Raw genomic sequence first — 24,019 nt, forward strand, 5'->3', positions numbered from 1 at the left:
ATCGGCAGCAGTGAAAAATTTTCCATTCCTCTTGATATATGTGTAAAACATGTGTAATCTATAAAAGCATTAAACATTACGCTTATGGATGACAATAAATTTCCCCCGATCAATGTGCTCAATATTATGCGTGGATTTAAAAATCCCGATATCCCTCATCACGTCACGCCGTACCGGTTTGAAACACGGCAGGGAGCCAAGCATAAGATCGCACAGATTCGAAAAGTGCACCGCGAACGGGTAGGGAAGGGGTATCAATATCACTACGTGGTACGCACTGACGAACAGCGCTATTTTCACTTGGTTATGGATACTCAAACCTTTACCTGGCGGATGGTACAGGAGGTGAATGATGAGTTATTTTTTACCTAAAACCTGAAACCTGAAACCTGAATCAGGCCCGGGGATGGAACTGCTTATGAACCTGGTGAAGCAGGGAGCGGTCTACGTGCGTGTAAATTTCGGTTGTGATAATTGAGGTATGCCCGAGCATCTCCTGGACGGCCCTTAGATCGGCACCGCCTTCCAGCAAGTGTGTGGCAAAGGAGTGGCGGAAAATATGAGGATATACATTCTTTTTAATCTCCGCTTTGTCGGCATACTTGTTCACGATATTCCAAATGCTCATCCGGCTCAACGGTCCGCCGCGTTGATTCAGGAAAAGCTTGTTTTCACTTTTCTCGGGATTTTTATCACTCAGGAACTCCTGCCGAGCTGTTTCTATATAATGCTCAATCGCCTGCTGTGCTATCTCTCCGATGGGCACAAGACGTTCCTTATTTCCCTTTCCTATTACCCGGATAAAACCGATCTCAAAAAACAATCGGTTCATTTCAAGATTGGTGAGTTCACTTACGCGCATGCCGCTGGCGTAAAGGGTTTCAAGAATGGCAGCATCCCGAATACCGGCGGAAGTTGTGCGGTCGGCAGCATCGATAATTCGTTCAATTTCATGGGCATCTAATACTTCAGGCAGTTTTTGGGCTTTTTGGGGGAGGTCGATCAGTTCCGCGGGATTGGCTTCAGCCAGCTTTTCAACCAGCGCAAATTCATGGAAACTCCGAATGCTGGAGATATTCCGGGCAATGGTGCTCACTGCTAATCCTAAATCTGTGAGAAGATCCAGGTATTGCTCGATGTGCGAATGGGTAACCCCACCCAGATCGCGAATCTTCAACTCTTCTACAAGAAACTCCAGGTATCGGTTCAGGTCGTTCTGATAGGAGATAACGGAGTTTTCGGAAAGGCCTTTTTCAAGTTTAATGAACTGAAGATACTGTTTGAGTTCGCGTTCAAACGCCTTCATAACCCGGTGAATTTATTGTTATAATCACAAAAAAAGTATAGAAAAATGAAATATAAATACGTGCAAGATATTGATTATTTGCTATTTGTTAATCGTTATTCACCCAACTAACAATAATGCAGAAGAACCTTTATCAACGTCAGGAGTCAGAAGTTTCTGAAGGTTCGGGCTGATTTTCAGGATTATTTTTTGGCAATTTCTCCGATTTCTTGTCTTCCTTATCATCGGGGTATTCAATTCTGGAATGATAGACGCCTTTCAGAATGCCCAGGAAAGAATCTTTTATGATCTGAATCTGCTTAAATGTGAGTGGACAGTTGTTTAGCTGGCCGTCGTTAATATGATCATCAACAACCTTTGTAATCATATTTTCGAGTTTATTATATGTAGGTTCTTTCAAAGATCGGCACGCGGCCTCTACGCTGTCAGCCAGTAATAAAATACCCTGTTCTCTGGTATAGGGAATGGGGCCGTCATATCGAAAATCTTCATCCTGTACGTTTTCTTCTTCGTCAGATGCTTTTTTATGAAAATATTTAATGAGCGAATTTCCGTGATGCGTTTTAATAAATTCAACAATTACCTTGGGTAGGTTGTGTTCTTCCGCAATTTTCACTCCCTCGCTAACATGAGCTTTTATCACAATTGTACTCATGCGCGGTTTCAATTTCTCATGCTCGTTTATCTTATTCTGATTTTCAATAAAATAACCCGGTTTTACCATTTTGCCGATATCGTGGTACATAGCACCAACCCTGCATTCAAGGGCATTAGCATGAATTTCTGATGCGGCCGAATCTGCCAGGTTGGCTACTTGCAGGCTGTGATGAAACGTACCCGGTGCTTTCCCCATCAGTTCTTTCATGAGAGGTAGATTGGTATCTGCCAGCTCAAGGAGGGTAAAATCTGTAGTGATTTTAAACAATTTCTCAAACAGAAGAATTAATGGGTACGTGAAAAGGATAAACACTGAGTTGATACCTATAAACAGCAGAGTGGGCCAAAAATTTTCCCACCCGCTGAGGCGTGTAAGCGCAAACCCTGAAATTATGATTAGATAAGTGACAAAAACGATACCGGGAGTAATAAAGAAAAACTGTGAACGCTTTTTAATATCGCGGACAGAGAATACACCTAATGTACATGCGGCAGTAGTGGCAACCAGGTATTCAAAATTATTGTCATGTATTAATCCTGTGATAATTGCAAGGGTAATGGTTGCCATAAGCCCAACCCGGGAATCAAAAATAATAGTCAGAATAATCGGGGCTACAGAAATGGGTATTATGTAGCTGTTAACAACTTCAATTGGATAAATAAGAGCACTGGCCAGTGTTACGATGCCCATTATTAGAAAAACCAGTAACAACATGGAGGGTTGGCTAAAAATATTTCTTCGGTAGAGAAAGATGTAAAAGAGAAACATCAGCGTGGCCATTGTAATTACAATAGACTCACCAAGATATCGCAGCCATCGCTCCAGAGTGGAGGCTGTTTGTGCACGTGCCTCAGCGAGGCTTCTCAATATATTTGCAGTTTCCGGTGTGATGATATCCCCGTTTCGTATGATAATTTGCCCCTGGTCCACAGCTCCCTTTGTAGGTGATATGTTGGAGCGCTTCTCAGCGAGTAACGCTTCCGTTGCGGCCTCACTATAGATCCAGTTGGGTTTTATCACCTGATTGAATATCTGAAATGAAGCTTGTGCAACCTCCGGTATAAAAATTCTGTTAAAGTGCCGGCGCGAGTATTCTCTTACTTCCGGTAGGTCTCTCACAGTTTCAACACTGACGGTACGTTCAGTTCGATCCTGTAAATTCCGAATAGTAATTTCATCACTCTCCAGGTTCTCTTTACTCCGGTTAATAATGCCGTCTGACAAAACAGAATTCGCAATATTTTGAACCTGGTTTCTGATCTGGGCGATAACAGATCGTTGTTCGGGCTGATTGTTAAGAGTTACCGCTGAATAATTTTCAAGAATGGTTCTCCAGGAGGAGGAATCAAGTTCAACATTTGAAAACTCCCGTTCCTGCATGTACCGAATACTGTCGTTGGCACTCGAATTCTCTTGTTGTTTTGATTGCATCCACTGCACGTAGCTGTCAAGAACGGGTTGGAGATTGCGGTAGAGAGAATCGATCGCTGCATGTACATCCTCGCGGGCATCAGGCTCTACATGAAAAATGGGCGCTGTTTGGCGGCGTATCTGCTGTCGTTCCTGTTCAAGTTCTTCGGCTGTTTTCTGAATGGCAAATGTGAAAGGAGCCGTTAAATCTTCCGATCTCCAGGGTTCGCCTACGGAATAGTTTGAAACGCTTTGAAATGCAGATCTTGGCAATGTAATGAGAATAACAAGTAGAAAGCAGACAACAATTAAAGCCCGCAGATACCTGTTTTTTCTCTCTGCAGACTCTTTTTGTTCTTTAATTTTATTAACACCGATATTTGGAGCTGCTTCTTGCTTCTTTTGCCCGAGTCCGAGTTTTTTGAGAATACTCATGAGAATTCAGTTAAGTTTCCACGCGGTCAAATACGCTATGGAAGAAATAAAAGTATAAGAAGGGTTTGTGATTATTAAAAGAGACCCCGAAGGGTTATAAATCTATTGAAGGTCGTTGAGGTTATTCTTCTCCGATTAATTTTTTGAATTGATCTTCATCTAAAATCTCTATTCCGAGATCTTGAGCTTTTTTAAGTTTACTGCCCGGTGAGTCGCCGGCGAGAACAAAATCCGTATTATTACTTACAGAAGATGTAGTGGAGCCCCCATGCTTTTCAATTAATTCTTTAGCTTCCTTTCGTGTATATGTTGGCAATGAACCTGTTAACACAATTTTTTTACCATCCAGTTCTTTTGAGAGCAATGTCGTCTGCTCCTGTTCCATCGACAGGCCTGCTTCTTTTAACTGCTCAATCAAATCACGATTTTTTTCTTTATCAAAAAATGCTACTACGGATTCAGCAATTTTCGGGCCAATAGAGTTGATCTCTGTCATAGTTTCAAGGTCTGAACTCATTAACGCGTCCAACGACTGAAAATGATTTGCCAGGTCCCGTGCCACAGTTTTGCCAACAAATCGAATTCCGAGTGCGTAAATCAGCCGATCTAATGATTGCTCTTTACTTTTCCGGATCGCATCCACCAGGTTTTGGGCACTTTTTTTACCCATCCGCTCTAATGGAACAATCTGTTCTTTTGTGAGATTGTAAAGGTCGGCATAGGTTGAAATTAAATTTTGATCGATCAAAAGTTCAACGACCGCTTCGCCAAGTCCATCAATATCCATTGCATCACGTGATGCAAAATGTGTAACGCGTTCACGAACTTGAGGAGGACACTGTGGGTTTATACATCTCCAGGCTACTTCATCATCCAGTTTTACCAACTCCTCTCCACATGCAGGACAATTATCCGGCATTGTAAAGCGCTCGTTTCTGTCTTCTGCATCCGGATTTACCACGCTAACTACCTGTGGAATAATTTCACCGGCTTTTTCAACAATTACGGTGTCGCCGGGACGAATATCTTTTCGTTGAATTTCATCTTCGTTATGAAGCGATGCCCGCTTTACAGTTGTTCCGGCCAGGAGTACCGGCTGCAGTTCCGCTACCGGGGTAATTTTACCCAACCGTCCCACCTGCAATGTTATTGATTCAAGTACTGTGGTAGCCTGTTCAGCCTCAAATTTATAAGCTATAGCCCAGCGCGGAAATTTTGATGTAGTGCCAAGCTCTTCGTAATATTTTTCTTCATTTATTTTAAAAACCACTCCATCTGTTTCATAGGGCAGGTTGTGGCGGAGTTCTCCCCAGTGATCGATCAATTCAAAAACATCATCAATTGACTGGCGGACCTCAAAATATTCACACACTTCAAATCCAAAGCTTTTTAATAGCTCCATCTTCTCTTTATGTGTTCGTTCTGTATCGGGGGATTCCATCAACAGATCAAACGCAAAAAATTTAATGGGTCGCCTGGCTACTTCTCTTGAATCCTGCATTTTGAGAGAACCCGCTGTAGAATTTCTTGGATTTGCAAAGGGTTGTAGCCCCTCCTCATCACGCTTCTGATTCATTCGAACGAATGCTTCTTTTTCCATGTAGGCTTCACCGCGAATTTCGAGAACAGCAGGTGTATCACCCTGTACAGACAGAGGTATATCCTGTATAGTTTTAATATTTTGTGTGATATCATCGCCCCGTTCGCCATCCCCCCTGGTAGCGCCAAGAACCAAATCACCATTTTCATATCGCAGGCGGATGGAGGCTCCGTCAAATTTCAGTTCGCAGGCATAGGTAAATTCCTCATGTCCCAATATATCTTTTACACGTCTGTCGAAGTCCCGCAACTCCTCTTCATTGTAGGTATTATCGAGGCTCAGCATTTGTGTGGGATGCTCAACTGTAGGGAAATCACTGGATGGCTCTCCGCCAACCCGCTGGGTGGGGGAGTCTTCGGTAACAAGATTATATTCCTGTTCCAGCTTTTCGAGCTCCTCCAGAGCTTCATCGAATTCGCGGTCGCTGATGAAGGGGCGGGCCTCTTCGTAGTAAGCCCGGTTAGCACGATGAAGAAGATCCCGTAACTCTTCTGCACGTTTTTTTGCAGATGCTTTATTCATGCTTAAAACAGTTTAAAAGGTGGGGCGATCAGCGAGTGAATCAGGCGGCGGTACACCTTCAGGCAGTTGATACTCAACGGTTGTTGTCCATTTTGGGTCGGAAGCAAAAAAATCACGAGTAAGTTGAATGTATTCTTCCTCCTGCTGTAGAAATTCCTGTGCAGCATTTTCCACAAGGTGTCCATCTTTCAGAAGAAGAAGATCGGAATAAGAGCCTCGAATCCGTATTGTATCTCTGAATTCAAATTGCATTGCAGTACCCTGTTCCAGCCAATAGGGATCCATCCTGGGTTTCAGGTCGCTCCAAACGCGAACGGGTCCTAAGCCGTCGTAGGCAGCATATACGGTCAATTCAAGTATATCACCAAGTTCTGAAGCAGGTTCCGGTGATGTCATCAATTGTTGTACTGCGTTTGTTGCTTCGGTTGAAGCAAGAGAATCAGACAGATCAAGCGATAAGTTGCTTTGAGATGCTTCATTTGCAGATGAAACCTGTTCCTGTTGATCACTTTCCGTTAATCCATTGAGAGAAAAAAATCCGTTTTGATAGAGAAAATACCCTGCAAAAGCTGCGATAATCAAAATAATAATCAGCCCAATTAGCCAAACGGGAGTTTGCTTCTTCTCTTGGTTAAACTTTCTGCCAACATCTGCCCAGTCTACACTTTTAACTGATTTTTCAGTGCTGCTCGTTTTTTGTCTTACTTTATCTGGTGTAGGGGATTTTTCTCCGGTTTTAGGTTCTTTTTGTGATGCCTCATCAGAGTCTTCATCCGATATATCAATATGTTTAATTTCGCTTTCACCGGCATCATTTTCCGGTTTCGGTTTCTCCTCATCAAAAAGTTGCTGCTCGGCTGTTTCAGCCTGGTCGTCTTCTTCTGATAGAGGGGATGTCTCCGTTTCTGTTTCAGGCTCCTGCTGACTGGTACTATCCTTTAATTCGGGATATTCCTCAAGCAGTAGATTATTGTAATTTCCCGTTTCATTTTGGTCGAGCGCTTTAATCATCACATCGTCATCAATCTTCAACGCCCGCCCGTAACTTCGAACAAAACTTCTTACATACGTTTGATTTTCTTCGGGGTGATCGAAAATCGAACCATTTTCTATGTTTTTAAGTGTTGAAACAGGGATTTTTGTGTCATGCTGAACATCCTGGATGGATAAGCCGAGATGAGAACGAATTTTAGAGAGGTCTTTACCTAAGGCCGGCATACAAGCAATTATTTGTAAATTGTTTTTAATAAATCTAATGAATTGTTATGCATTCATAAAGAGCTAAAACACAAAAAGATTAAAAGAATGTAAGGGTTTTCAAGTTTTAGGTTCATACAGATATGGAGATAATTAAAAAAATCTGTAAATCATACGCTGAAGTTGTTTTTCCACCCACTTGTGTGTGTTGTGGCTCCTCTACAAAGAGTGATGAAAACTCTATTTGTTCCCTCTGTCGCCTGGAAAGATTTGAAAGTGCCGGGGCGGCTGAGAAGAATATACTGCCACAATCTGTATTATACGTACATAATATGTGGTTTTTTGATAAGGGCGGATATCTGCAGGATCTGTTGCACAAGCTTAAATATCATTTTATGAGGGGAGTGGGGGTTGAGCTTGGAAGTTTATTGGGTAAAGATTTTTTGCAACTTCAGCCTGGAAAGGAGTTAAAACGGATGGATCAAATTGATCCTGTAATAATTCCTGTTCCTCTCTACTTTAAAAAACGCAGAAAAAGAGGTTACAATCAGGCGAGAGCGTTGGCAGAGGGTGTGAGAAGATCCACCGGGTGGGCAATCATCAAAAAAGGGACGGTTAAACGGATAAGAAAGACCCAGACCCAAACGGGGTTAACATTGGAAGAGCGTTCAAGAAATTTAAAAAATGCTTTTCAAGTTACGGATTCGAACTCTTTCAGAAATCGGCAGTGTATTATTATAGATGATGTTTTTACAACCGGTGCTACCACGTTTGAGTTAGCAAAAACACTGTATAAAGTGAATAAGAAACCATCCATAATATTAACTGTGGCAAGGGCGTGAATGAGTGAGGGGCTGTCCAAAGAGGATGTCATTCTGAACTCGATTCTCCAAAGGAGTCCTTGGGACAGAATCTCCACTCTTTAACTTTGTTTGGAGATACCGGATCGGGGTCCGGTATGACAAAAATGAGAATATTGATTTCTCTCACATCCTTTTTGGACAGCCTCAGAGAATCTCAGAAATTCTTGAGAATCTCAGAAGCGTGCACGTGGAATGCGAGATTGGTGATACGTTTCCGCCCATTCCCTCGGTATCATTTTAGTCGAATAGAGCCTATCTTTTCATCCTATGAATTCTAAGCGTTCTCACTCACAAAATATTCTTGAAACATCCGTTTCCACGGTTACATCCGGCGGTCATTGGTTTCATGCTACCCGCGAAACGATTGAGGATTATGTTCCGGGACTACTGGATAAATATGATTTTGAGGCTCTTATCAAAAAAGCGGTCACGTGGATAGACAGTGCCGATTCACTCGCTTTGATTCTATACTTCATTTTGGCGTTTCTTATTAATCCATGGATAGCTGCGGGTATAGCATTGGGATTCCATGTGTTTTGGTATCACAAAAAAAGTGCTTTTGTAAATATTGTGATGACACCCATTCTGTCGTTTTTTAATATGGATTTCTTCCAGCTTCTTTTGGCAGCTCTTGTACTGAGTTACATGGGAATGAGTGGAATGTATACGGCAGTTGTCCTTGGAATTATTTTCTTTTTCCTGTTTAAAGTTGGATTACTTCGAAGGGGATGGGACAAGCTTCAGGATAAAATATCAGATGAGAAATTACCGCTGAATGACAGAGTTTTAAAAATGGTTCTAATTAGGTATTCCATCTATCAAAATATGCCGCCAAAAGAAGTTGAAAAGTTAGACCGGCATGTTCAGGATGCAGTTTTAAAGTTCAACAGAAAAAAGAAGTAATGAGTCAAGTTCATCTATTTATAGCCCGTCATGGTGAAACGGATTACAACCGGAAAGGACTGTTGCAGGGCCGCGGGATTGATGCACCGCTGAATGAATTGGGAAAATCCCAGGCGAAATATCTCTCTGAGTACCTGGCTACGTATGAAGCTACATCAATCATCAGCAGTAGTTTAACACGGGCATGGCAAACAGCTTCTTTTTATGAGGAAAAGACAGATCTTACCGTTCAGAAAAACAAAGATTTGGATGAGATGGATTTCGGGGACTTTGAAGGAGTTTACATGAATGAGATCTCGAAAGAGTTGAATGATCTGCAAAATGGATGGAAAAGCGGAGATGTTTCCCTGAAAATCCCGGGAGGAGAATCTCCCAAAGAGGTGTTTGAAAGAGCTGATGAAGCTGCAAGATCGTATATTAACGAAGCTGATTCCCAAACGGTTATGCTGTTTGTTCACGGGCGTTTAATACGGGTTTTGTTGTCGGAGTGGCTGGGTTACGGGCTCAAAAATATGCATAAAGTGGAACACGGAAACGGTGCAGTGAATCACCTGGTCTTAAATAATGGTTCGTTTGAACCTGTTTACCTGAATAAGACAGATCATCTAAAAATGTTGACAACGGATTAACGATTATGAGTGAAAAAGTAAAAAACATGTTCGCTGATATTGCGGACGATTATGACCGCATCAACAGTATTCTTTCATTTGGAGTGCATAATGCATGGAGAAAGAAAACAGTTTTGGAAAGTGGAGCAAAACCAGGCGATAAAGTATTGGACTGCGCAACCGGAACGGGCGATCTGGCTATTGAGTTCAAAAAAGCTGTTGGGCACGAAGGAGAAGTTGTTGGTACCGATTTTTGCGAGGAGATGATTGAACACGCTCCGGGCAAAGCCGACAAGGAGAATCTTGTGGTAGCCTTTGAAGTGGCCGATGCGATGGACCTGCCATACGAGGATGATACATTTGATATCGCCAGTATTGCATTTGGAATTCGAAATGTAGATGATCCGCTTGTATCCCTGAAAGAGATGGCACGGGTTGTAAAACCGGGCGGAAAGGTTGTAGTGTTGGAGTTTGGTCAGCCGAAAGGAGCAGTAAAAATTCCCTATGAAATATACAGCAAACATATCATGCCGGCCATCGGTGGATTCATTAGCGGAAATCGTGAAGCATACACCTATCTGCCGGAAACCAGTGCGCAATTTCCCGCGGGTGAAAAATTTCTCAGCCTGATGAAAGAGGCGGATGTTTTCAGCAATCAGAGAGCTGTAAAACTAACAGGCGGAATATCTTACATATATGTGGGTACGGTGAAAGAGAATTAGTATATTCAATTCCTGCTGAAATCAGGTTTTTCAGTTTGACTGATGTTCAGGTTTCTTATTTCATGGAAAACCAACATCTTACATCAGCTTTGAGATTCTTTGCTGCCTAAAAGTATCAAAAAAAGAAAGACCGGAATTTTTTTAATCATCAAACGTACTATTTCATGGATATTGAAGAAATCAGAAAATATTTACCTCACCGCTACCCATTTTTGCTCGTTGACAGAGTTTTAGAACTTGAAGAAGAACGGATTCGCACAATCAAGAACGTAACAGTGAATGAAGAGTTTTTTAACGGCCATTTTCCGGGTACGCCAATTATGCCTGCTGTACTGCAAGTAGAGGCGATGGCCCAAAGCGGCTGTATTCTGATGTTGAAAAATAAAGTTGATGATCCGGATAAATCACTGATTGTATTTACTGGTATTCAAAATGCAAAATTTAGAAAACAAGTGGTTCCGGGGGATCAGTTAGAGATGGAAGTAATATTGACCAATATGCGCCGAAATTTTGCAACGATGGAGGGAACGGCGACTGTTGATGGAAATAAGGTTTGTGAATTGGTTGCATCAGCGGCAATTGTTCCACGGGATAAAGTATGAGTACACAAAACAAATCAACACAACCTGAAAAGATTACCACCCAGACCGTTGTAGAAATGAAGCGGAACGGGGAAAAGATCAGCATGCTTACCGCCTACGATTATACAATGGCCGGAATCATTGATTCAGCAGGTATCGAAGTGATTTTGGTGGGTGATTCCGCAAGTAATGTGATGGCCGGGCATGATACTACCGTGCCGATGACACTGGAACAGATGATCTATCATACATCATGCGTGGTACGCGGTGTTGAACGTGCTCTGGTGATTGCAGATCTTCCATTTATGAGTTACCAGGTTACTGCCAAAGAAGCCCTGATAAGTGCAGGACGAATGATGAAAGAAGCAGGCGCGCATGCAGTAAAACTGGAAGGCGGCAAATCGATCTGTTCTACAGTACGGAGAATTGTGGATGCCGGAATTCCCGTGATGGGACATCTGGGGCTGACACCTCAAAGCATCTATAAATTTGGTACATATAAAGTCCGGGCGAAAGAAGAAGAGGAGGCTGCACAGCTGCTTGAGGATGCCAAAGCTCTTGAAGAAGCCGGCGTCTTTTCGATTGTTCTGGAAAAAATTCCCGCTGATCTGGCTAAAAAAGTAACCGAATCCGTTTCAGTACCTACTATTGGTATTGGTGCCGGCCATCAATGCGACGGTCAGGTACTTGTTTTGCATGATATGTTAGGCCTCAATAAAGATTTCTCACCACGTTTCCTCCGCCGTTACGAAGATCTTCACAGCAAAATGACAGAGGCGGTAACTCACTACATCCAGGACATCAAAAGCGGTGATTTTCCCAACGAGGATGAGCAATATAGTTAAAAAGAATACCCTTAGAAGGAGGGTGATCAGACAAATAAAATGATTCTATTTCTATTCTATTTTGAAGGTTGAAAGGAAGCGGAGCTTCAGTCCGTGCCGTTGCGAAGGAAGGAGGAGCTTCGCAACGAGCAAACCAGTACAGAAAATAATTTTTTGGCAGCACATAAGGGATAAATAGCACTGTATCCCCAACTCAATTATTCCTACTTTTACTTCCCATTTTTTTGATAAATACCCCAATTTAGTCAGGACATTATGAGTGAGTACCAAAAACCGTTGATTTTAGTTTGCAACGACGACGGCATCTTTTCGAAAGGCATTAAAGCTCTTGCGGAAGTTGCAGATGAGTTTGGTGATGTAGAGATTATTGCACCCGATCGACAGCAAAGTGCTGTGGGGCATTCTATTACGATCTCCACACCGCTTCGGGCCCGTTCTTTTCGAATAGATGACAGGTTCAACGGCCAGGCGGTTTCAGGAACTCCGGCTGATTCGGTAAAACTGGCTCATAACCAGCTTCTAAAGAGGAAACCGGATTTGGTGGTGAGCGGAATCAACCACGGCAGTAACGCGGGTATTAACATACTCTATTCAGGCACTGTTAGTGCTGCTACGGAAGGCACTATTTTGGGATATCCGTCCATCGCCATATCCTGCACCGATTTTGAGGAAGATGCCGATCTGAACGGTGCTAAAGACGCTGCACGAAAAGTAATTGGCTATGTGTTGAATCACGGGCTGCCCAGAGGAGTAACATTGAATCTGAATGCCCCCTCAGGTCCGCTTAAAGGGATCAAATGGGTCCGGCAGGCCAACAGCCGGTATGTGGAGGAGTTCGAGGGGAGAATCGATCCTCACAACCGTTCCTATTATTGGATGACCGGCAAGTTCCAACTCCTGGACGAAGACGAAAACAACGACATCTCCGCCCTTGAAAAAGGTTATGCCTCACTTACACCCATCCAATACGATTTAACCGCCTACTCTTTGTTGGATGACTTGAGAGATATTGAGCTATAGACTTACGACATGAAATTCTCCCATTCAGAGGAGAAAAGATTTTTCAATCGTTCTTGAAAAATCGAGAGGGGTGTTACTTTTACTTGTTCCGTAGCTCTGCTGCGGGACATCCCATTGGAAGCTCCGCTTCTTATTGATTAGCTTCATCGGAGAAGCAGGCAATCTTGAAATTTAGCAATTGCCGAAAAAACTTATAACCCATTCTCTTTGAGGTTCTCGGCCAGATCAAGCCAAAACTTTTCAACCAGCGGTTTTCGATCTTCTTTGACCTGGATCTCAATCTGTTCCAAATGGCTGATGGGCAGTGTTTCTATGTGCGTTCCCCACTTTGCACTTTCATCCGTTACAAATGAATCATTAATACCTTCGTTTTGAAAGATAAGCTGATTTTGAAGCCGGTAAATTGGATGAAGCGGCTCTTCTGTGCCTTTACCAACTGCTGCACTATACGAGAAATATTCGATTCCATCTTTGTCAAGAATCGTGGGATTGAACTCATTGATAACATAGTCTCGTGTTAACTGCTGAACGGCGGCTACAGCATCACTTTTTGTGGTGGGGTAGATACTCTCACCAAACCAATCCACAAATTCAGCCAGTTTATCCCGGATGGTATCCGGAGATTTGAGCACAAGTTCTGCCAGGCTTGTTCCCCGGTGAGGAGTGGCGATTGTTGTCAGGGATGCAACAGAATCATCAACTCCAAGTTTTGCAATAGCATATCGCATATCCAGTCCGCCCATACTGTGTGCAACCACATTCAGCTTCTTATATCCATACTTTTCCTGAAGTATGTCAATAATTCGCACCCATTGTTCGGCTCTGATGGAGATAGTTCCGTAAGGAACAATATTCGGTGCAAACGCATGAATTCCAAGGCTTCGAAGCCTCAAACAGGGTTTATGCATGGGAGCAGGAGAGAGGAGAGTTGAAAATCCGCCGTAACCGTGGCATAATAAAACCGGGTATTTTAACTGGATAATATCCGGTTGAGGGAACTCAGACAGTTCTAATTTTTTCAGATATTTTTTTGGCTCAATCCACTTCATATAGATTTAAGATAAAATGTTTTAGAATTGAAAAGTAGGATTCATTTCTATCAAGATTGAGATCCGGGAATTTCTTTTAATTGGTTCTCATTTGATTTCTATATTTTAATAATAAGCTACGATATAAAATTCTGCACATACTCATCAAAAAAATTACAGTTATGAAAAAACTACTGCTAACAATTCTATTTCTCGGGGCAACTGTTTTTAACAGTTTCGCTCAGTTGACAGAAGAACAGATCGCCCAAAAGGTGGATTCTGTGATGCAAACTATGACGCTTACCGACAAGGTAGGGGAGATGACGCAGCTTGCAATCGATATGGTATCAACTCCAGGCGGTGAACCGGAGAATTTGAATGAAGAAAATCTTCGAAATGTATTGCTGAATCACAGAGTTGGTTCTATTCTGAATGTGGCGGGACACGCTTATACACTGGATGAATGGCACAGTGTGATTCGGCAAATCCAGGAAATGGCCGTTAATGAAAAACCGACCGGCATTCCCGTGATTTATGGCATTGATTCGATCCACGGGGCAAATTACACGATGGGCTCAACACTTTTTCCGCAGCAGATCGGGATGGCCGCAACCTGGAATACAGATTTAATTCAGGAAGGATCACGAATTTCTGCCTATGAAACGCGAGCCTCCTGGATTCCCTGGAATTTTTCACCGGTTCTTGATATCGGGAGAAACCCCGAATGGCCGCGATTTTGGGAGACATTTGGGGAAGATGTACATCTTGCATCAGAAATGGGAGTAGCTATGGTGAAAGGTTTCCAGGGAGAAGATGTAAGTAATCCCTATCGGGTGGCAGCGACTGCCAAACATTTTCTGGGCTACAGTTTACCCGCCTCGGGTCATGACCGGACGGTAGCCTGGATTCCTGAAATTCAACTTCGCGAACACGTATTGCCGACATTCGAAGCCGCATTTGATGCCGGTGCACACACGGTTATGATCAACTCGGGTGAGATTAATGGAATTCCGGTTCACGCAAATGAAGAGATTTTAACCGATCTGCTTCGCGATGAACTCGGGTTTAAAGGAATTGCCGTGAGTGACTGGGCAGATATTATTTACCTGCACGACCGGCATAAAATCACAAAAGATTACAAAGAGTCGATAAAAGTGGCGATTAATGCCGGGGTGGATATGAGTATGGTACCGCTGGACCTTGAATTTCCGCGATTGTTGAAAGAACTGGTAGAAGAGGGCGAAGTACCGATGAGCCGGATCAATGAATCGGTTCGCAGAATTTTAAGAGTAAAATTTCTGCTTGGATTATTTGATCAGCCATATCATCCCGATGTGGACTACTCAAAGTTTGCTTCGGATGAACATGCAGAGGCGAGTTATCAAACCGCAGTTGAGTCCATTACACTTCTGAAAAATGAGAACGATATTCTGCCATTGGATAAAAACAGCAATGTTTTGGTAACAGGGCCGACAGCAAATTCATTAATCTATCTGAATGGCGGATGGAGCCGAACCTGGCAGGGTGATGATCCGCAGTACGATACTCCCGGCAAGAAGACAATTCTGGATGCCATTCGGGATGAGATCGGCGAAGGGAATGTGAATTATGTTGAGGGAACATCCATCCATGAAGCAATTGATATTGACGCTGCTGTTCAAGCCGCACAGAACTCAGATGTTGCTGTGATTGCAATTGGGGAAAAAAGCTACACGGAGACCCCCGGCGATCTTTCTGATATGCACCTACCTGAAGCACAACGAGAACTCGTTAAACAGGTAGCGGCTACCGAAACGCCGGTTGTGTTGGTTTTGGTTGAGGGTCGACCGCGAATTATCAACGATATTGTTCCAGAGGCTGATGGAGTTCTGATGGCATATCTGCCGGCGCACGAAGGCGGCAGAGCTGTTTCTGATATTCTATTTGGAGATCAAAACCCAAGCGGACATCTGCCGTTTACTTACCCCAGCGATTCGAACGATCTTGTGCCGTACGATCATAACTACACCGATGAAGTAGGACCTTTGGGATTCAATCCGGAGTGGGAATTTGGCACCGGATTAAGCTATACCACTTTTGATTACAGTAACCTGAGTGTGAGCAGTTCTGCCTTTGGGCCAAATGATGAGCTTGAGATCTCTGTGGATATCACAAATTCAGGAGAGCGGGCCGGAAAGGATGTGGTTCAGCTCTACGTGAGTGATCTGGTGGCAAGTATCACACCACCTGTGAAACGACTCCGGGGATTTGAAAAGGTTGATTTAGAACCCGGTGAAACTCAAACGGTCAGTTTTTCAATTACGGCAGATGATCTGGCATTTATCGGGAAAGAACATCAGTGGATTACCGAAAAAGGAGAGTTTAAAATTCAAGTTGATGACTTAGAACAAACAGTTACCTATCAAAAATAGACAATCGGAATTTCATGAAAGAGCTGAGGGCTGTTTTCTTCAGCTCTTTTTATTGATTGGATAAATATCACATTTAAAACAAAATCGATAACAACTGATCAGATAGAGAAATCAACAATCAATCTGTATATTGATGTCGTTAACAAACGAACAGTAAATAAATTCAGAAATATGAAACAGACACTTTTTGCTATTACAATGGCTCTTATATTTTTGGCTGCTGGATGTCAGCAAAGCCAGGAATCTTCTATGAACACAGAAGATTCAACTGAAACATCATCAACCTCAACTACAGAAAACTCAATCGGAATGCTGCAACACACGGTTTATTTTTATCTGAATGAAGATGTAACGGAAGAAGAACGGGAACAATTTGAAGAGGGACTTAAGGCACTGCTCTCTATCGAAGAGATCTACAAGTCTGAGACGGGTGTCCCGGCCGGAACGCCGGAGCGCGATGTAACCGATCATTCCTTTGGCTACTCGATCTTTGTCTGGTTTGAAACGATGGAAGATTACGAAGTATATGCCGAGCATCCCGATCACATGGAGTTTATCGACAAATATCAAAATCTTTGGGCTGATGTGAAGGTGTACGATTCCAACATTATTGAGTAGAATGAAAGATCGGAAATATTAGGATGCGTACTTTTGTATAGCAAATAAAAAAAGCCTGTCGAGAGAAATCCTGACAGGCTTTTTTTGAATAGATTGAGTTAATTAAGAAACCAACTCCATATTTTCGGGATCCCATTGAACGACCCGTTGCTCCTTCAAACTTGTGTTTGTTAGAAGAGCAGGAGCTGCAGCTCTGAATCCAAAGGTGGAATCTTCGAACACAGGTGTGCCATTTCGGATGGAATCGAAGAAATTGACGAAGTGATCCAGTCTTGAATCATAACCATCAGGTGTACGGAACTCTTCGGTTTGATTCATGGCAGGTTTATATTCCACTTCATCGGCATGCTCCTCACGATAGTTTTCTTTGAACTCATTCTGTACCTCTTCAGAAAAGGTGAGCAAAGAGTTATAGCCTTGTAGATCATCCAGGGAAGGTTCTCTTCGCGGAATTCGAGTCAATTTAACAGAACTTCCGGGAGATATTTCCATCGCGCCTTCGTCTCCAATAAACTGGAATCGTGTGCCCGTTCCGCCGCCGTCTGCAAGATTACTTTGCAGTGTAAGTGTAAAATCAGGATGATTTTCTGTTTCCGGATAGTGGTATTGGCCATTAATTACATCAGGTGCTTCACGTCCGTCAAACCATGAGCGGAGGCCGCCAGTCCCTGAAACATGAGTTGGGCCTACTGCACCAAGAACGGTATGAATTCCGGTAAACAAGTGAACAAAAAGATCTCCGGGAACGCCTGTTCCGTAATCGTCATAGCATCTCCATCTGAAGAATCGCTTGGGATCCCATGGTCTCTCCGGTGCATCTCCAAGAAACAGATCCCAGTCCACTGTTTCAGGAGTAGCATCTTCGGGCATTGAATATTGCCATGCACCGAGTGAGGAGTTCCGGTTGTATACAGCAACTACCTGGTTCAGAGTCCCGATAGCTCCTGACTCGTAAAGCTCTTTTGCTTTTTGAAAAATCATGTCACTTGTAAACTGGCTGCCCACCTGCAAAACGGCATCGCTTTGTTGATCAGCCCGGATTACCTCGTGTCCCTCATCAATCTGCTGGACCATCGGTTTTTCGCAATAAACATGTTTACCAGCACCCAGGAAGTCAATGGAATGTTTTGCGTGCCAGTGGTCGGGTGTGCAGAGCAGGACGGCGTCAATATCGTCTCTTTCCAGAATTTCCCTGTAATCTTTTGTGGTGAAGACATCATCTCCGAATACCTCTTTTGTGCGAACCAATCTCGAGTCGTAGCAGTCGGCCGCGGCAACCATTTTTACGCCCGGAACCTCCAAGGCTGTTGGTGTATCAAAATGGGCGATGATTCCCATACCAATTGTGGCAATTTGAATTTGATCATTCGCCTGAAACTTTTTTTTCCAGTCGCGACTTTGTAGCTCCTCAAACCGTTCAGCAGCTTTGCCACTTTTTGGGGCAATTGCCAGGCCGGCCAATCCGAGAGCGCTGTTTCGCAGAAAATTTTTACGAGAAATATTAGACATATTCACTCCATTTAAATTAATCAATATATAGTTAGTTATCGGGCGATCTGACCTCAGAAATTAGTTCCCGAACATCTTTTTGTGATATAAACTTTGAGCAAAGTATATATCAAACAGGTTATTTAAAACCTGTCACTAAATCAATAATAATCTGGGGTGAATTGGAGGTGCTATTGCACAATTCCGAATTCGCTATCTAATAAAAAATCAAAATGTTGGTAAATGCTAAGAAGCTTCCCTGCTGGGTGGATTTAATGGCTCATCATTCTGTTGGGTGTCCCTGCTGATTGAAAGATTAGAAATTTTTGGTTTGATCCAGGTTTTAAGAGTCTTGGTTTTGTTTTCCATGGTTGATTGGTTTAGATCGTTGGTTTTAAATAGTTGCTTGTACTTCGTTTCGCTCTTTCCCCTTCTCCCGCTGGGAGAGAGGGGAACCGGTTTTCGCGGGTCAGCGACCCGCGCTACGTTACTTCACAATGGTCAATTTCTTAGTCATAATCGTACTTCCGGCTTGTAGCCGATACAGGTACACGCCGCTGGAAAGTTGGCTGGCATCGAAGTTGACGGTGTGACGGCCCGCTGATGTCTGTTCGTTGACCAGCGTAGCAATGTGGCGCCCTACCATATCGTACACATCCAGGCGCACTTCGGCAGATTGCGGCAGTTCGTAGCTGATGACCGTGGTTGGATTGAACGGGTTCGGGTAATTCTGGTTCAGGGTAAAATCATCAGGCACGTCTCCCAATTCGGTTCGTCCATCTACGCCGGAAGCAGCCACCAGTAGTTCAAACCGCGGTGTGGCCCCGGCATTCATCCGATGAGTATGTAAGCCCATAGATCCGATTTCAGCTACTTCACTCATCGGATGAGTATCCTTGGCGATTTGAACTGGCTCGATTTCAAACGTGTACCTGTCAGTTTGATTCAGATCAATCACATCGTTCGTTCGGGTATCCTTCAGAAAATACTGGCCGTCAAATACGTGTTGATCCGGCAGATTCCAGGATAAGGTGAATGAACGGTTTTCTGTGGTTTGTACGCCAATGGGGATGGTGGTTTTTGCCTGTTGATCTGTTTGGGTTGATTCACTCATCGCAGATTCATCCACAGGAGGCCGGCTTTGCAGCGCGTATTTGTTACCTTTTTGATCCAGGGAGTGGAGCGAAACCCAGTGTTCGGCTAATCCTGCTGCACTCAGTTTGGGCGCATCGATGGGATCAAGACCGGGCGTTGCTTCAGCAGAGAAAAAGATGTGAGTGGAATTGGAGAATTTCTGTTCTTCGTCCTGAACCGTTAATCCTATGGCAAACTCATTATTCACAATCCCTGATTTTTCAGACGATTTGGATGTGGATTGTTCTGAAGTTTCTAATGAAGATGTCGATGCTTTTTGAGCAACTGCTTTCTGTTGATATTTAAAATATCCCGGCTCGGTACTTTCTTCGTATGCGTCTTCAGGAATACCAAGAGATGGATTGGAGGCCGTGGTTCGTATCCAAAATGCCTGGAACGGGGAGATGAGTACCTCGCCTTCTTCAAGATCACAACTCACATTGACATAATCGCCAAAACCTGCCCCGGCATTGGGATTCCAAAAATAGAGCGAGGTTGCAATTTCAGCATCTGTAAACTCGCAAAAGTTCAGTGCAATGGGATGCGGATTGGCAAGCAGGTAGAAATTGCCGGGATTGGCGCTGCTGTCGTCCCCGTTGTAGTCCAGGCCGCTGTAGTTGAAACTGCCGTCCAGTTCCTCCCAGGATTCGCCGGAGGATAGAGTTGTGGGTAGCTCGTCTTCAACAAGAACAATAAATCCTTTACCCGGATCGATTTCTGAGTTCATGTTTCCAACGGCATTCCATTCGTACTCATCTTGATCCAGTTGATAAAGAGTAGGAAACGCGGCGGACGCCGTTTCTACAGAGATCGGATCAAGGAAACTGCTAAAGGTTTCGCCATCCGACGGACTGGTCATAAACCGCCAGCCTTCACTGCCGGTCAGTTCTACGGTGGCAGCCGCCAGATTGATGGTCAGGGTGTAGGTGTCTTCACTTTCATTATCGCTGGAGTCCTTAATGTTAAAGTCGAATTTATCGTAGTCTATTCCATAAGCGGTGTTATCATCCGGAGTCCAAACAAGATCTTCGTTGTCAATATCGCCGACTAAAATATCCTGCCCGTCCGAAACAACATTGCCGTCCAGTTCCAGGCTGCCCTCTTCCGGGAGATCCTCGACATGAACAAATAAATTGTTATCCGTCTGGCTAAAATCATCAGGGGTAAAGGTGTACCCGTTTTGATTACCGGCAAGAACTCGGTTGTCATTTCCAGATAGGGGAGTACTGATTGTAAGTTCATCCGTTGCAGGATCGGCAATCGTGCTGTTGCCGGAAGACAGTGCAGAGGTTGTACTTGTATAGTTTCCGAGTCTGGCATTATTTGGAAGTTGCAGGGTAACATCAAATGTGCAGGTACTTTCACTCGAAGTATTGCCTCCGGTAAGGGTGAGTGTACTCGTACCCGATATTTGAGAACCAGCTCCGCAAACATCGTTTTTTGGCAGGCCAGAAGCCTCCAGCCCGGGTAGTAGAGCATCCAGATCATCCGTAAAGTTGAGATTAGCCAGAGACTCAGACGTATTGTTTGTAATCGTGAACTCCAGGGTTACGGTGTTGCCAACGGCAACGGGATCATCAAAAGATTTGGTGAATTGAATAGCGCCTGGGTCACCCTGGAATTCGTAGGCTCCCATATCAATAATTTCGGTCTCACCATTAAAAACCCGCGAGTTATCTGCAAGGTCTGTGTCGTTATCAACATCACCGCCGGCATCTGTATAAAGCTGGTTGCTCGCTTTGTTAATAGCCGGGCTAAGCTCCTGTAAACTATAATCTCTATTATCCGGATCAGCATAAAGCGGGTCATCAGTAATGGAATTTGTTATCGTTCGGTCACCCGTGCCGGAAATGTCATCTTCAATATCTATTTCATCGTCGAAGTTACCATACAGGCTGTATTCGAGTGTTAAAGATCCGTTACTTGAAATTTCGTTGCCGGGTTGTGAGGCATTGTTCCCCCAAATAATGGAATTACTTATTTCTGTCGTACTATTTTCGCGGGTACGAATTCCACCGCCACCGCCATCAGTTTCATTATTTGCGAATGTGGCATTGGTTATTTCTGCCGAGCTATTTCTATCCACATAAATTCCTCCTCCACCTTGGCTCGCACTGTTTTCAGCGAAGAGTGCATTGGTAAGTGTGACAGAACTCTCTTCGAAGTTATACATCCCCCCGCCGTTAATAAGAGCGATATTATTGATGAAACTGACATTTCTAAGCGAAGGAGAGCTGTTGTCGTTATAGATACCTGCTCCACTGGAGTTACTGGTATTATCTCTGAAGATGATATTTGTTAAAACGGGAGAACTGTTTTGATTATTCATTCCTCCACCATCCAGGAAGGCTTTGTTTCCCCTGAATATGATATTTCGGACCGTTGGATCTCCATTTTCATTGTTCATCCCTGCGCCATCAAAGATTAATTCCGAACCGTTATTTGCAAAACCTCCGGTAACCAAAAAGCCGTCGATAACGGCGCTGTTGCCGGTATTGCTTTCCGGTCACAATTTGGTAGCTGTTGTTGCCACTAATATGATCTGTTTGCGAGGGAGTAGATGAATTCTCATCGCTATTTGTGGATGGGGCGAAGTCGTCATCATTGTCATCTATATCGCCACTCAGAATAGTTGTATGAGTTTTCCAATCGCGGTTTTCAAGGGATTCTTCATTCCCATCAAATCCACCATACACTTCTACATGGTTGACCAGTTGAAAGGTTGCTGACTGGTCCCCCTCTTCGCCCGGCGTATAGGTTCCGGCTGCTACCCAGATTTGGAGGGTGCCGTCCTGCTCTGCATTCCAGTCTGATGCCGCCCAATTCAAAGCGCGCTGAAGCTCACGAATAGCATTATCCCAGGAATCCCCGCTTTCGTTTCCACCTTCCAGATTGATATTCACGAACAGTATATTTTCATTATTGGGATCAATTGGTTTTTCGGAATCGGTTGGCTCACCCTGGAATTCGTAGGCGCCTATATCAACAGTTTCTGAGTTATAAATTCGAGAGGTACCGGCCAGGTCGATAGTAATTCCTTCTGCTACTCCACCTGTCTCAAAAGGACTATTGGTTCCAACATTGATCGCAGGGCTGTTACCTTGCAATCTATAGTTGCCGACAGAAGTATCTTCAAATATTGGATTTTCATTGATAATTGTAGATTTCATCTCCGCAATTAGTATCTGTTGGACAACCACCCTGAACCAATGAGTAACGGACGTTCGGTGAAGCGTTTAGGTTCCCAATTTCATTGCCTGCACCGGCATTATTACCAAATAAAATGGTATTCCTTATCATAGGACTGCTTTTGCCGTTACTTCCTTCATTAGAAATAGCCCCGCCGCGAAACCCAAATCCGCTTAGGTCGGCAGTGTTGTTAAAGAACGTAGAATTTGTAATGATTGGACTACTATCTCCACTATTTAAGCCAACATTATTGATGGCCCCACCACTGTTTTGGGCGTTATTATTCGTAAAAAGGCTGTTGGTAATGATTGGGCTGCTTTCACCGTTGTTAATCCCCTGGTTATAGATGGCTCCTCCGCTTTCAGCAGAATTTTTATCAAATATTATACTCGTGAGTGTAGGGCTGCATATATTTTTCGCTTCCGTTGCCATCGCAGAAAATACCACCTCCGCGGTCGTTTGGAGAAGAAGAGGCATCGGCGTTCCCGCCGGTAATGGTTACACCCTCCAAAACAGTAGAGTTGGTAATATTTGTACTCTTCCGTCCCATCAAATACCAGTACGTGATAGTTATTGTCTGAAGCATCATTAGCACTGCCGATATCCCCGGAGAGCACAACGGGGTGATCGGCGGGATTGCGCTCGTTAAATGAGTCACCGGAAGCAAAGCCGCCATAGATTTCAATCCCGTCCTGATTGCCGGTGATTGTAAAGCTGTCGTCCCGATTCGTACCGGGATGATACGTTCCCTCGGCAATCCAAATTTCATCGTTGAATGTTGCAGCAGTTAAAGCATCTTGCAGGTCGGAGAAAGCATCGCCCCATGAGGAGCCGTTGTTCCCACCTCCGGAGACTTCGCTGTTTACGTATAAGGTAAGCGGAGGATCAAATACACCTTCGAAGGCACCGAGATCTACTGTTGAAGAATTGTCACTGATACGATTATCACCCATTATATCGAATGGAATTGGTTCGCTTGTATCTCCGTCACCGTCAAGATCTGGAGTGTCTGCCGGAATATCGCTATTACTGCCTGTATCGATGGCGGGGCTGTTGGGTTGTAGTTGCAGCCCGTCATCTGTGGTGGCGAAGACGCCGTCGGGGCCGGCCACATCTCCCGAATTGACAAATTGGGGATTGGCGTCAATGTTGCCGGTACCCGGATAGCCGCCGTCCACCAGGGAGTAGGTGATTATTGGAGTGGCTATGCGGTTAAAGATTTCGTCACCATTTCCATAGATAATACTATTTGTGATTACGGGGTTGCTTGCCTCCCCATTGGCGCCGGTGTTGTAGATAGCTCCACCTTTGTCGAAAGCAGTATTGTTGTAAAAAATGCTGTTAGTGATAACAGGAGTACTCGGACCGCTGCCATCTATTCCACCTCCGACATTTCGGATCGCGCCGCCAAAGACAGCTTTGTTATTGAAGAATATTGCATTGGCAATCAAGGGGCTGCTTTCACCGCCAGCGCCATCGTT

Annotated in this window: 20 protein-coding genes; 10 read left to right on the forward strand and 10 right to left on the reverse strand. The window is 43.9% G+C overall.

Annotated elements, in window-relative coordinates:
• The first annotated feature begins 84 nt into the window (after positions 1–84).
• Positions 85–372: a hypothetical protein gene (locus U5K72_00235; GenBank protein MDZ7717235.1), complete on the forward strand. Its 288-nt coding sequence runs from the start codon at positions 85–87 to the stop codon at positions 370–372.
• A gap of 22 nt (positions 373–394) precedes the next feature.
• Here U5K72_00235 and xerD read toward each other — a convergent pair whose 3' ends face one another.
• The 4 genes from xerD to U5K72_00255 form a co-directional block, all read right to left on the reverse strand.
• Positions 395–1,306, reverse strand: coding sequence for a site-specific tyrosine recombinase XerD (gene xerD / locus U5K72_00240; GenBank protein MDZ7717236.1), 912 nt, complete (start codon positions 1,304–1,306; stop codon positions 395–397).
• 139 nt (positions 1,307–1,445) lie between these two features.
• On the reverse strand, positions 1,446–3,809 hold the full coding sequence (locus U5K72_00245) for an HDIG domain-containing protein (protein ID MDZ7717237.1): 2,364 nt from the start codon (positions 3,807–3,809) through the stop codon (positions 1,446–1,448).
• A gap of 121 nt (positions 3,810–3,930) precedes the next feature.
• Positions 3,931–5,931 (reverse strand): NAD-dependent DNA ligase LigA, encoded by a 2,001-nt coding sequence (gene ligA / locus U5K72_00250; protein MDZ7717238.1) that lies wholly within the window; start codon positions 5,929–5,931, stop codon positions 3,931–3,933.
• A 12-nt stretch (positions 5,932–5,943) separates the two neighbouring features.
• Positions 5,944–7,149 (reverse strand): helix-turn-helix domain-containing protein, encoded by a 1,206-nt coding sequence (locus tag U5K72_00255; GenBank protein ID MDZ7717239.1) that lies wholly within the window; start codon positions 7,147–7,149, stop codon positions 5,944–5,946.
• Between the two features lie 122 nt (positions 7,150–7,271).
• Between U5K72_00255 and U5K72_00260 the strand changes: the two genes are divergently transcribed.
• From U5K72_00260 to surE, 7 genes are all read left to right on the forward strand, one after another.
• A complete protein-coding gene (locus tag U5K72_00260; GenBank protein ID MDZ7717240.1) occupies positions 7,272–7,970 on the forward strand; it encodes a ComF family protein in 699 nt (232 codons plus the stop codon).
• 288 nt (positions 7,971–8,258) lie between these two features.
• Positions 8,259–8,894, forward strand: a complete 636-nt coding sequence (locus U5K72_00265) for a hypothetical protein (protein ID MDZ7717241.1) — start codon at positions 8,259–8,261, stop codon at positions 8,892–8,894.
• Positions 8,894–9,523, forward strand: coding sequence for a histidine phosphatase family protein (locus U5K72_00270; protein ID MDZ7717242.1), 630 nt, complete (start codon positions 8,894–8,896; stop codon positions 9,521–9,523). The genes U5K72_00265 and U5K72_00270 overlap by 1 nt, the downstream gene beginning before the upstream one ends.
• A 5-nt stretch (positions 9,524–9,528) precedes the next feature.
• Positions 9,529–10,224 carry a bifunctional demethylmenaquinone methyltransferase/2-methoxy-6-polyprenyl-1,4-benzoquinol methylase UbiE gene (ubiE, locus tag U5K72_00275; GenBank protein ID MDZ7717243.1) on the forward strand — a complete coding sequence of 232 codons (696 nt, stop codon included), beginning with the start codon at positions 9,529–9,531 and terminating at the stop codon, positions 10,222–10,224.
• A 164-nt stretch (positions 10,225–10,388) separates the two neighbouring features.
• A complete protein-coding gene (gene fabZ / locus U5K72_00280) occupies positions 10,389–10,826 on the forward strand; it encodes a 3-hydroxyacyl-ACP dehydratase FabZ (protein ID MDZ7717244.1) in 438 nt (145 codons plus the stop codon).
• Positions 10,823–11,650, forward strand: coding sequence for a 3-methyl-2-oxobutanoate hydroxymethyltransferase (panB, locus tag U5K72_00285; protein ID MDZ7717245.1), 828 nt, complete (start codon positions 10,823–10,825; stop codon positions 11,648–11,650). The genes fabZ and panB overlap by 4 nt, the downstream gene beginning before the upstream one ends.
• A 255-nt stretch (positions 11,651–11,905) precedes the next feature.
• The gene (gene surE / locus U5K72_00290; protein MDZ7717246.1) at positions 11,906–12,670 is read left to right on the forward strand and encodes a 5'/3'-nucleotidase SurE; all 765 of its coding nucleotides are present in this window, start codon (positions 11,906–11,908) and stop codon (positions 12,668–12,670) included.
• 191 nt (positions 12,671–12,861) lie between these two features.
• Here surE and U5K72_00295 read toward each other — a convergent pair whose 3' ends face one another.
• Complete coding sequence (locus tag U5K72_00295) at positions 12,862–13,719, reverse strand: alpha/beta fold hydrolase (protein MDZ7717247.1); 858 nt, start codon at positions 13,717–13,719, stop codon at positions 12,862–12,864.
• Between the two features lie 161 nt (positions 13,720–13,880).
• On the opposite strand from U5K72_00295, the gene U5K72_00300 reads away from it, so the two are divergent.
• Together U5K72_00300 and U5K72_00305 are read left to right on the forward strand one after the other, a co-directional pair.
• Positions 13,881–16,109 (forward strand): glycoside hydrolase family 3 N-terminal domain-containing protein, encoded by a 2,229-nt coding sequence (locus tag U5K72_00300; protein MDZ7717248.1) that lies wholly within the window; start codon positions 13,881–13,883, stop codon positions 16,107–16,109.
• 171 nt (positions 16,110–16,280) lie between these two features.
• Entirely contained in the window at positions 16,281–16,727 is a 447-nt protein-coding gene (locus U5K72_00305) for a Dabb family protein (GenBank protein MDZ7717249.1), read from the forward strand.
• Positions 16,728–16,829: 102 nt separating this feature from the next.
• On the opposite strand, the gene U5K72_00310 is transcribed toward U5K72_00305, so the two are convergent.
• From U5K72_00310 to U5K72_00330, 5 genes are all read right to left on the reverse strand, one after another.
• Complete coding sequence (locus tag U5K72_00310) at positions 16,830–18,236, reverse strand: Gfo/Idh/MocA family oxidoreductase (GenBank protein ID MDZ7717250.1); 1,407 nt, start codon at positions 18,234–18,236, stop codon at positions 16,830–16,832.
• Positions 18,237–18,702: 466 nt separating this feature from the next.
• The gene (locus tag U5K72_00315) at positions 18,703–21,813 is read right to left on the reverse strand and encodes a T9SS type A sorting domain-containing protein (protein MDZ7717251.1); all 3,111 of its coding nucleotides are present in this window, start codon (positions 21,811–21,813) and stop codon (positions 18,703–18,705) included.
• Positions 21,788–22,519: a choice-of-anchor Q domain-containing protein gene (locus U5K72_00320; protein MDZ7717252.1), complete on the reverse strand. Its 732-nt coding sequence runs from the start codon at positions 22,517–22,519 to the stop codon at positions 21,788–21,790. The genes U5K72_00315 and U5K72_00320 overlap by 26 nt, the downstream gene beginning before the upstream one ends.
• Positions 22,497–22,970: a hypothetical protein gene (locus tag U5K72_00325; GenBank protein ID MDZ7717253.1), complete on the reverse strand. Its 474-nt coding sequence runs from the start codon at positions 22,968–22,970 to the stop codon at positions 22,497–22,499. The genes U5K72_00320 and U5K72_00325 overlap by 23 nt, the downstream gene beginning before the upstream one ends.
• Positions 22,922–23,989: a hypothetical protein gene (locus U5K72_00330; GenBank protein ID MDZ7717254.1), complete on the reverse strand. Its 1,068-nt coding sequence runs from the start codon at positions 23,987–23,989 to the stop codon at positions 22,922–22,924. The genes U5K72_00325 and U5K72_00330 overlap by 49 nt, the downstream gene beginning before the upstream one ends.
• Positions 23,990–24,019: the final 30 nt, after the last annotated feature.

The sequence above is a fragment of the Balneolaceae bacterium genome (assembly GCA_034521495.1).
In the GTDB taxonomy this organism is placed as follows: Bacteria; Bacteroidota; Rhodothermia; order Balneolales; family Balneolaceae; genus Rhodohalobacter.

Bases quoted from the DNA above. Each gene is read 5' to 3' on its own strand.
- U5K72_00235 (MDZ7717235.1), top strand. From the start codon at position 85: ATGGATGACAATAAATTTCCCCCGATCAATGTGCTCAATATTATGCGT.
- xerD (MDZ7717236.1), bottom strand. From the start codon at position 1,306: ATGAAGGCGTTTGAACGCGAACTCAAACAGTATCTTCAGTTCATTAAA.
- U5K72_00245 (MDZ7717237.1), bottom strand. From the start codon at position 3,809: ATGAGTATTCTCAAAAAACTCGGACTCGGGCAAAAGAAGCAAGAAGCA.
- ligA (MDZ7717238.1), bottom strand. From the start codon at position 5,931: ATGAATAAAGCATCTGCAAAAAAACGTGCAGAAGAGTTACGGGATCTT.
- U5K72_00255 (MDZ7717239.1), bottom strand. From the start codon at position 7,149: ATGCCGGCCTTAGGTAAAGACCTCTCTAAAATTCGTTCTCATCTCGGC.
- U5K72_00260 (MDZ7717240.1), top strand. From the start codon at position 7,272: ATGGAGATAATTAAAAAAATCTGTAAATCATACGCTGAAGTTGTTTTT.
- U5K72_00265 (MDZ7717241.1), top strand. From the start codon at position 8,259: ATGAATTCTAAGCGTTCTCACTCACAAAATATTCTTGAAACATCCGTT.
- U5K72_00270 (MDZ7717242.1), top strand. From the start codon at position 8,894: ATGAGTCAAGTTCATCTATTTATAGCCCGTCATGGTGAAACGGATTAC.
- ubiE (MDZ7717243.1), top strand. From the start codon at position 9,529: ATGAGTGAAAAAGTAAAAAACATGTTCGCTGATATTGCGGACGATTAT.
- fabZ (MDZ7717244.1), top strand. From the start codon at position 10,389: ATGGATATTGAAGAAATCAGAAAATATTTACCTCACCGCTACCCATTT.
- panB (MDZ7717245.1), top strand. From the start codon at position 10,823: ATGAGTACACAAAACAAATCAACACAACCTGAAAAGATTACCACCCAG.
- surE (MDZ7717246.1), top strand. From the start codon at position 11,906: ATGAGTGAGTACCAAAAACCGTTGATTTTAGTTTGCAACGACGACGGC.
- U5K72_00295 (MDZ7717247.1), bottom strand. From the start codon at position 13,719: ATGAAGTGGATTGAGCCAAAAAAATATCTGAAAAAATTAGAACTGTCT.
- U5K72_00300 (MDZ7717248.1), top strand. From the start codon at position 13,881: ATGAAAAAACTACTGCTAACAATTCTATTTCTCGGGGCAACTGTTTTT.
- U5K72_00305 (MDZ7717249.1), top strand. From the start codon at position 16,281: ATGAAACAGACACTTTTTGCTATTACAATGGCTCTTATATTTTTGGCT.
- U5K72_00310 (MDZ7717250.1), bottom strand. From the start codon at position 18,236: ATGTCTAATATTTCTCGTAAAAATTTTCTGCGAAACAGCGCTCTCGGA.
- U5K72_00320 (MDZ7717252.1), bottom strand. From the start codon at position 22,519: ATGAAATCTACAATTATCAATGAAAATCCAATATTTGAAGATACTTCT.
- U5K72_00325 (MDZ7717253.1), bottom strand. From the start codon at position 22,970: ATGGCAACGGAAGCGAAAAATATATGCAGCCCTACACTCACGAGTATA.